7 protein-coding genes are annotated in these 7,095 nt (G+C 68.8%); all 7 read right to left on the bottom strand.

The genetic code is table 11. The features are described from left to right. Positions 1 to 155 precede the first annotated feature (155 nt). A complete protein-coding gene (locus FW784_RS11305; protein WP_149353447.1) occupies positions 156 to 449 on the bottom strand; it encodes a hypothetical protein in 294 nt (97 codons plus the stop codon). Next, a complete protein-coding gene (fliS, locus tag FW784_RS11300) occupies positions 446 to 868 on the bottom strand; it encodes a flagellar export chaperone FliS (RefSeq protein ID WP_149353446.1) in 423 nt (140 codons plus the stop codon). The genes FW784_RS11305 and fliS overlap by 4 nt, the downstream gene beginning before the upstream one ends. A 17-nt stretch (positions 869 to 885) precedes the next feature. After that, on the bottom strand, positions 886 to 2,217 hold the full coding sequence (fliD, locus tag FW784_RS11295; RefSeq protein ID WP_187770785.1) for a flagellar filament capping protein FliD: 1,332 nt from the start codon (positions 2,215 to 2,217) through the stop codon (positions 886 to 888). A 333-nt stretch (positions 2,218 to 2,550) separates the two neighbouring features. After that, on the bottom strand, positions 2,551 to 3,696 hold the full coding sequence (locus FW784_RS11290; RefSeq protein ID WP_149353444.1) for a flagellin: 1,146 nt from the start codon (positions 3,694 to 3,696) through the stop codon (positions 2,551 to 2,553). 607 nt (positions 3,697 to 4,303) lie between these two features. Further along, positions 4,304 to 5,056, bottom strand: a complete 753-nt coding sequence (locus FW784_RS11285) for a flagellar brake protein (protein ID WP_149353443.1) — start codon at positions 5,054 to 5,056, stop codon at positions 4,304 to 4,306. Between the two features lie 64 nt (positions 5,057 to 5,120). Further along, positions 5,121 to 6,311 carry a flagellar hook-associated protein FlgL gene (gene flgL, locus FW784_RS11280; RefSeq protein WP_149353442.1) on the bottom strand — a complete coding sequence of 397 codons (1,191 nt, stop codon included), beginning with the start codon at positions 6,309 to 6,311 and terminating at the stop codon, positions 5,121 to 5,123. Positions 6,312 to 6,325: 14 nt separating this feature from the next. Continuing rightward, positions 6,326 to 7,095 (bottom strand): flagellar basal body rod C-terminal domain-containing protein (locus FW784_RS11275; RefSeq protein WP_328592724.1); only part of this gene is annotated, 770 nt, incomplete at its 5' end.

Here is a 7,095-nt window from a genome sequence, read left to right as displayed (position 1 = left end):
GTCGTCCAGCAGGGCAAGCGCGCGCATCAGGGTCTCGGCGCGTGCGAGCGCGGAGCGCTGCCGGGCTTCGGGCAAGGGCGCCATCAGCGCCAGCGGCCGCGCGTCCTCGCTGGCGATGGATTGGCCGAAGAGCGATTCGCGCGCGGCGTCGATGCTCATCCGGCATCGCGCAGGTAGGCCGACATGGCGCGGCGGTCGCGCCCCATGCGATCGAGCGCGCGCGCGGCCTCGTCGCGTGCGACGCGCAACTCCTCGATCATGCCCCGCTGGGCGGCAAGCAACTCGAGCCACGCTTCGCGACGGCCTTGTTCGGGCGCCGATCCGCCTTCGAACGCGCCGCGCAGCCAAGCGTCGTGCGCTTCGAGCAAGGCGCTTGCGCCCTCGAAATCATTCGCGGCGATGCAGGCGCGGATCGCCGCGACCGGCAGGATGGATGCGTCGGCAGTCACGCACTGGCACCGGCGGCCATGCGCGCGGCTTCCGGCGCGTGTGGCGCGATCGCGTTCCATGCGGACTGGATGTCGCCGACGAGCGCGTCGCATTCGTGCAGCGCGGCGGTGTCGTTATGCACGTTGGCTTCGAGCACGCGACGCTGGATGTAGTCGTACAGCGCCAGCAGGTTCTGCGCGATCTCGCCGCCCGCTTCCAGGTTCAGCGAACCCGCAAGGTGCCCGATGATCTGCGAGGCCTCGCTGATCGCCTGGCCCTTGCGCGCGACATTGCGGGCGTCGATGCATGCCGCGGCCAATTGCAGCCGCTCGCGCAGGCCGGCAAACATGAGGGCGACGAGGCGATGTGGATCGGCGTCGAGCACGGCGCTGCTGACGGCGGTCTGTCGGTATTGGCTGGCTTGGGCGTGATAGCTCATGGGGAGGCTCGTTTAGGTCAGCGGGGCAGCGAGGCCAACTGTTGCGACAGGTAGGTACTGGTGCCCTGCAACCTGGTCACCAATGCGTCGAGCGCGGTGAACTGCGTCCGGTACTGCGTGGTGAGCTGGTCGATGTGCACCTGGTAGTTATCGCGCTGCCTGCCAATATCCTTGAGCTTCTTGTTGAGGTTTTGCGTGCGGCTGTCGAGAACCGAGCCGCTGCCGACATAGCTCGCCATGCTGCTGCGCAGCTGCTTGCCCAGCGATGCGTCCGGCCCCAGCAACTTCGCCACCGCGGTGGGGTCCGCGGTGATCGCCGCGTCGAACTTCGCGCCGTCGAGCGAGAGCGAGCCGTCCACGGCGGTCTTGAAGCCGAGTTTCGACAGCTCGCCGTAGGCGCCCGACACCATGCCCCGAAGGCCCTGCATGATCGTGCGCGGCGTCGCGTCGCCCACGAGTGCGCCGGCGCTCTTGCCATCCGCGCTTGCCTGGCTCAGCGAGCGCATCTGCGACAGCGCGGTGTTGTACGTACTCACCAGCACCAGGACCGATGCTTTCAGGTTGCTGGAATCGTTGGCGACCTCGAGCGGCGAGGACACGCCGGGATTGGCCTTGGTCAAGGTGATCGATACGCCGTCCAGGCCGTCGGCGATGGTGTTCGAGCTGGACGTGCGCAGCACGCCGTCGATCTTCGCCTGCGCGTCCTGCGCGGGCGATATTTCCGTCAGCGTGCCGCCGGTCGTGGCCAGCACGCCCAGGCCGCCGTCGCCGCCGCTCGCCGTGATGGTGAGGCGGCCGGCGCTGCCCGCCGTCGTCGACGCGAAGGTCAGGACGTCGCCCGCGTCGCCATGCACGATGGTTGCGCTCAAGCCCTTGCCGGCAGCGGCCGAATTGACCGCGTCGCGGATGTCGGCGAGCGTTCCGGCGCCACTGGCGATATCGACGTCGATCTGCGCACCGTTGCCGACCTGGAGGCTCAGACGGCCGTAGCCGACCTGCGTGTTCGCGCCGACGGGTGCGGACTGCAGCTTGTGTGCAGTCGCGAGCCGCTCGACGCTGATCGAGTAGCTGCCGAGCTTGGCCGACGATGTCGCCGACGCGGTGTAGCCCGCATCGGTGGCGACCGTCGCCTTGCGGCCCGGCAGCGCGCCCTCGGCGTCGAAACGCTTGATCGTGCTCTGCAGGCTCGACAGCGCGCTGGTGATCTGGCCGAACGCGGAGATCTGCGTCTGCGTCGTGCCCTGCACGGCGTCGAGGCGCTTGTCGGTCGGCGCGCGCTCGGCCGCGATCAGCTGGCTGACCAGCGTGCTGACGTCGATCGAGCCGCCCGTGCTTGAAACGCTGGACATGGAACCTCCGGTGGGCCGCGATGCGGCGCTCTCCCGCATCCGGTAACGGCCGGGCCGTCGGCTGCTTTAGGCGTGGCCGACGGCGGGTGACTCCGCGCGTTGCCAGCTGCAGCGAGGTGGTGTCGTCGGCGAAACCGGCTGGCGCCGGGTGGCCCGGATGCGGCGCGCGCCTCGAGCGTGGTCTGGCGCGGATCCGGATAACCGCGCTTCGCGCCGCGGACCCCCCACGGCCTGGTCGACGGCGGCATGCAGCCCGACTGCGATGCGACCGCTCCGGAAACGAAAAAACCCGGGACGCGAGCGCCCCGGGTTCTGTTTCCAACGCTGCGGGGATCAGCGCAGCAGGCTGAGCACGCCCTGCGTCGCCTGGTTGGCCTGCGCGAGCATCGCGGTGCCGGCCTGCTGCAGGATCTGCGTGCGCGAGAGCTCCGCGGTTTCCTTGGCGTAGTCGGCGTCGCGGATACGGCTGCGCGAAGCGGTCAGGTTCTCGGAGGTCGTGGTGAGGTTGGAGACGACCGAGGTGAAGCGGTTCTGCAGTGCACCCAGGTTGGCGCGGGAGGTGTTGACCGACTTCAGCGCCGCGTCCGCGACGTTGATGGCCATCTGGGCGCCGGCGAACGAGCTCACGTTGACGTTGCCGATGCCCGTGGTCGTCGCCGAGGTGGCGGAGAAGGCGTTCGCGAAACCGGCGATCGTCGCATCATTGGTCGTGCCGGTGATCGCGATAGCCGCGGCCGACGAGAGCGTCAGCTGGCCCGAGCTCTGGTCGTAGGAGGCGCCGACGCCCGTGGTGGACGACACGCGGTTGATCGCTTCGGCCAGCTGGCCAACGCGCTCCTGCGCGCTACCGGCGGCGCCGATCGCGCCGATGTCCGTGCCGTTGATGAGGACGCCGCCCCCCGCGATCGCGGTGGCGAAGCCCGACACCGACGAGGCGGAGACCGAACCCGAGTAACGCGTGACCGAGCCGCCGAGGGCCGAGGTCTGCACGTTGGCGATCGAGGCGACGGTGATCGTTTCGCCCGCGTTGGCACCGACCTGGAAGGCGACGCCGGCGAACGAGCCGTCGAGCAGGCTCACGCCGTTGAACTTGGTGGTCTGCGAGACACGCTGGATTTCCGACTGCAGCTGCGTGACTTCGGCGTTCAGCGCGTCGCGGTCGCTCTGCGAGTTCGTGCCGTTCGAGGCCTGCACGGCCAGCTCGCGGATACGCTGCAGGTTGTTGCCCACTTCGCTCAGCGCGCCTTCGGCGGTCTGCGCGAGGGAGACGCCGTCGTTCGCGTTGCGTGCCGCCTGGTCGAGGCCGCGGATCTGCGAGGTCATGCGCTCGGAGATCGAGAGGCCGGCCGCGTCGTCCTTCGCGCTGTTGATGCGCAGGCCCGACGACAGGCGCTGGATGCTGGTGGCGAGGCTGCTGCCGCTGGTGGCGAGGTTGCGCTGTGCGTTCAGCGACATCACGTTGGTATTGATGGCGGACATTGCGTTTCTCCTGGTGAGGATCCGGCGGGGCGGCGAAAGCCTTTCGGGCCGGTTGCTGCAGGGTTCGGCGGGATTGCCTTCGCCGCTGCTGTGAGAAGTAACGGCAATGCCGCCACGCCCTTTAGGCCGCTTGCGAACGTCAAGGATTTTTTTGCGGGACCGTGACCGATGTCGCGATGCCCGTGTACGCGCGTTCGGCCGGTGCCGCGCGATCTTTAGTCGCGCAAAGTCGTCTGCACATCGAAGAGAACGCCCGTTGGACGCGCTCGATGCCTGAAAAAATGTGCACATCGACCGTGGATCGACGCCGAGCGAATGCGGGTTTCAGTCGACGCTTTCGCGCGCGCCTGCCTTGAGGGCGGGACGAGGGGGAGCACCGGTGTCGCGCATTCAGTACGGCGAAGCATGGCGTCGAGGCCGACCCCAGCTCGGCAGCAGCGCAATACGTTGTTGCGCGAACGGGGAAACGTACCCGCTTCCGTCTGTGCCTTAACGCCGACGAAAAAAAAGTCTTCGCTCCGGCGTCGGGTGCGACCAAGTCTGCAGGCGTGTATCCACGTCGCTGTGAAGTCGGATGCCGCGAGAAACGACGCGCTGCCGGATGTTCTCAGACGTCGTCGCGCAACCGTGCCATGTGCAGCCGATCCAGTTGCATCACATAGCGCAGCAGGCGCGCCTGGTCACCCACCGTCAGGTCGACGAAGCTGCAACCGGCGCGCCAGACCCGACGCCCGTTGAGCTCGACGCGCTGCGCATGCTGCACGCGCAGCACCACGCTCATCGGTTCCTGCTCGGGCAGTTCGAGCAGCACGCCGGGGAAGAGGTCGCCGGTCTTCATCTCGAGCGTGGCGTCGTCGCTGGTGAGCACGGCAAGCCCGCCACCGCCGATATCGGCGATGGTCGCGCGGACGCTGCGCGGCGCGCCTTGGCCACCGTGCGCCGGCAGCAGGCAGGAGATCGTGCCCAGCGGTTCACGCCGGACGTATTCGCGTCGCTGCAGGTGCATCACCTTGACCGGCAACGGAATCTGCAGCGCGGGGAGGCCCTCGTGCAGCACTTCGCGCGCGGCGCCGGTGGCGAAGCGCACGGTGATGCGCTCGATCGAACTCTCGAAGCGCAGGCGATCGGCCGCGAGCAGGCGCGCGGTGAGTTCGGGATCGCGCGGCACGTCCACCCACAGCGACGAGGCGTCGACACCGAGAGCCACGCTCACCGCGTTATCGGTGCCGGCCGCGTGGACCAGCACGATGGAATGCCGGTCGACGAGCTGCCGCAGGCAGCCGCGGATGTCGGACGGGTGATGGAGCATGTACTTGTCGTACATGCCCTCACCTTCGGCAGCGGGCCGCGACTCGGTCATGCGAGGGTGTCCGGGAGGGCGGCGGGGCAGGGCCGCGAATTCTGGATAGGCATGCAGCCGGACTTTACAGCCTGTCGAACAGGGACAGCGACTGTACCCGCACCATCGTCTTCTGCGCAGCCTCGATGGCGGTCAGCTGCATGCTCAGCCGGCTGGACGCCTCGGCCATGTCGACATCGCGCAGGCCGGACAGCGTCGATCGCAGCGAGATGTTCGATTCGGCACGATCGTCGGATGCCTGGTCGAGCGAGGCGAGGCGCGCGCCGGTCGCCGCGCGGATGCCGAGGAAGTGCTCCTGCGCAGTCGCGATGTCGGCCAATGAGTTGCCGAGCGCGTTCGCCAGCGCGGTTTTTTCCCGTGGTGTGGTGGCGGGCGCTTCCAGCGCGTCGGCCAGTGACTGCAGCGTCGCGAACACGTCCTTGCGCGGCGCCGGCTGCAGCGCGAACGTGTCGCCAGCGGCGGGCGAACCGGTCAGCCGCGTCTGCACGCCCGCGACGTTGAGGGTGTCGCCATCGGTGTACGTGCCGCTGCCGACGACGGTGGCGCCATCCATCACCTGCCAGGCGCCGGGCGCCGTGAATTGCAGGCTCAGGCTGCGGCCGTTCCATGCAGTGGTGTCGGTGACATGGGTCGACTGCAGGACGCCGGTGCCGGTGTTCGACGCGGCGGCCGTGCCGGCGATCGCCCCGTCGCCCGTCGACGCGCGCATGAAGATGTCGCTGCCGGGATCGGCATCGGCGAGTGCCATGTCGGGCGCGACGTCGATGCGGTTGCGGCCGTCGTCGCCGTTGTAGGTGACCACGCCGCCGGCATCCGAGAACGGCGTGACGCCGTCGCGCTGGCCGGCGAAGAGGGCGCGGCCATTGCCGTCGCCGCGGTTGGCGACATCGAGCATGCTGGCGCGAAGATGCCGGATCTCGGCGGCGATGATCTTGCGGTCACCCGCGGATATCGTGCCGCTGTTGGCCTGCACCGTGAGTTCGCGAGCGCGGTTGAGGTAGTCGGTGGCGTCGCTCATTGCCGACTCCTGCGCTTCCAGCCGGCTCTGGAGCAGGCCGGCGCTGGTGCCGTATTCGTCGAGCCGCCCGAGCGCATGGTCGAGGCGCTGCGCCTGCGCGGCGCCGGCCGGGTCATCCGCAGCTCGCGTGAGCTTGTTGCCCGTGGTGAGCTGCTGCTGCGTCTTGGCGACGTCGGTCTCGCGCCGCATCAGCGAGGCGATGCCCTGCTGGTAGAGGCCGGCGGTGGAAATGCGCATCGGATACTCCCGGGTCAGCGACGCACCGCGCCGAGCAGTGTCTGGAACATGTTGTCGGCGGTGGAGATCACCTGCGCCGCAGCCTGGTAGGCCTGCTGGTAGCGCAGCATGTCCGCCGCCTCTTCGTCGAGGTTCACGCCCGACACCGACTCACGCTCGGCCACCACCTGGTCGTGCAGCACCTGCTGCGCGTCCAGGCTCATCTGCGCGTGCTGCGATTCGGCGCCGACGCGCGCGGTGATGCGGCTCAGGCCGCTGGTGATGTCGGTGGTGCCGCCGTCCAGCACCGCTTTCGCGTCCAGCCCCGAGAGCAGCCGCGCGTTGCTGTTGTCGGTCGAGCGGGGCGGCGTGCGAGACAGGTTGAAGGTGTCGCCGGCTTCGGGCGTGCCGTCGATTGCCATCGACCAGCCGTTGCCGGCGATCGGCGTGCCGGCGGAATACGTGTACGGGCCCGCGCCATCGATGGTGTAGTTGTTGGCATCGATGAAATCGACCTGCGCGGTGGTGAACGACGCGAACTGCGTCGCATCGGTCACCTGCATCGTGCCGGGCTTGGCATCACCTAGATTGGTCGGGTCGATCTGCGCGCGCAGCGGCGCCGCGGCGGCGATGGCGTTGCCGTCGCGCTGGATGAGCGCGATGCCGCCGGCGGCTTCGGACGTGGGCCGCAGCATGAAGCGGTCGCCATTCGCGGGCGCGCCGCTGACGACCAGCGAGACGCCTTCGGAATTCGCGGCGTGCGCGCCATCACCCAAGCGTAGTCGCGCTTGCTGCGAACCACGAG

Origin of the sequence: Cognatilysobacter lacus (assembly GCF_008274655.1) — a bacterium.
Lineage (GTDB): Bacteria > Pseudomonadota > Gammaproteobacteria > Xanthomonadales > Xanthomonadaceae > Cognatilysobacter > Cognatilysobacter lacus.
Note: the sequence above shows the minus strand (reverse complement) of the source record. Positions and strands in the feature narration are given on the sequence as shown.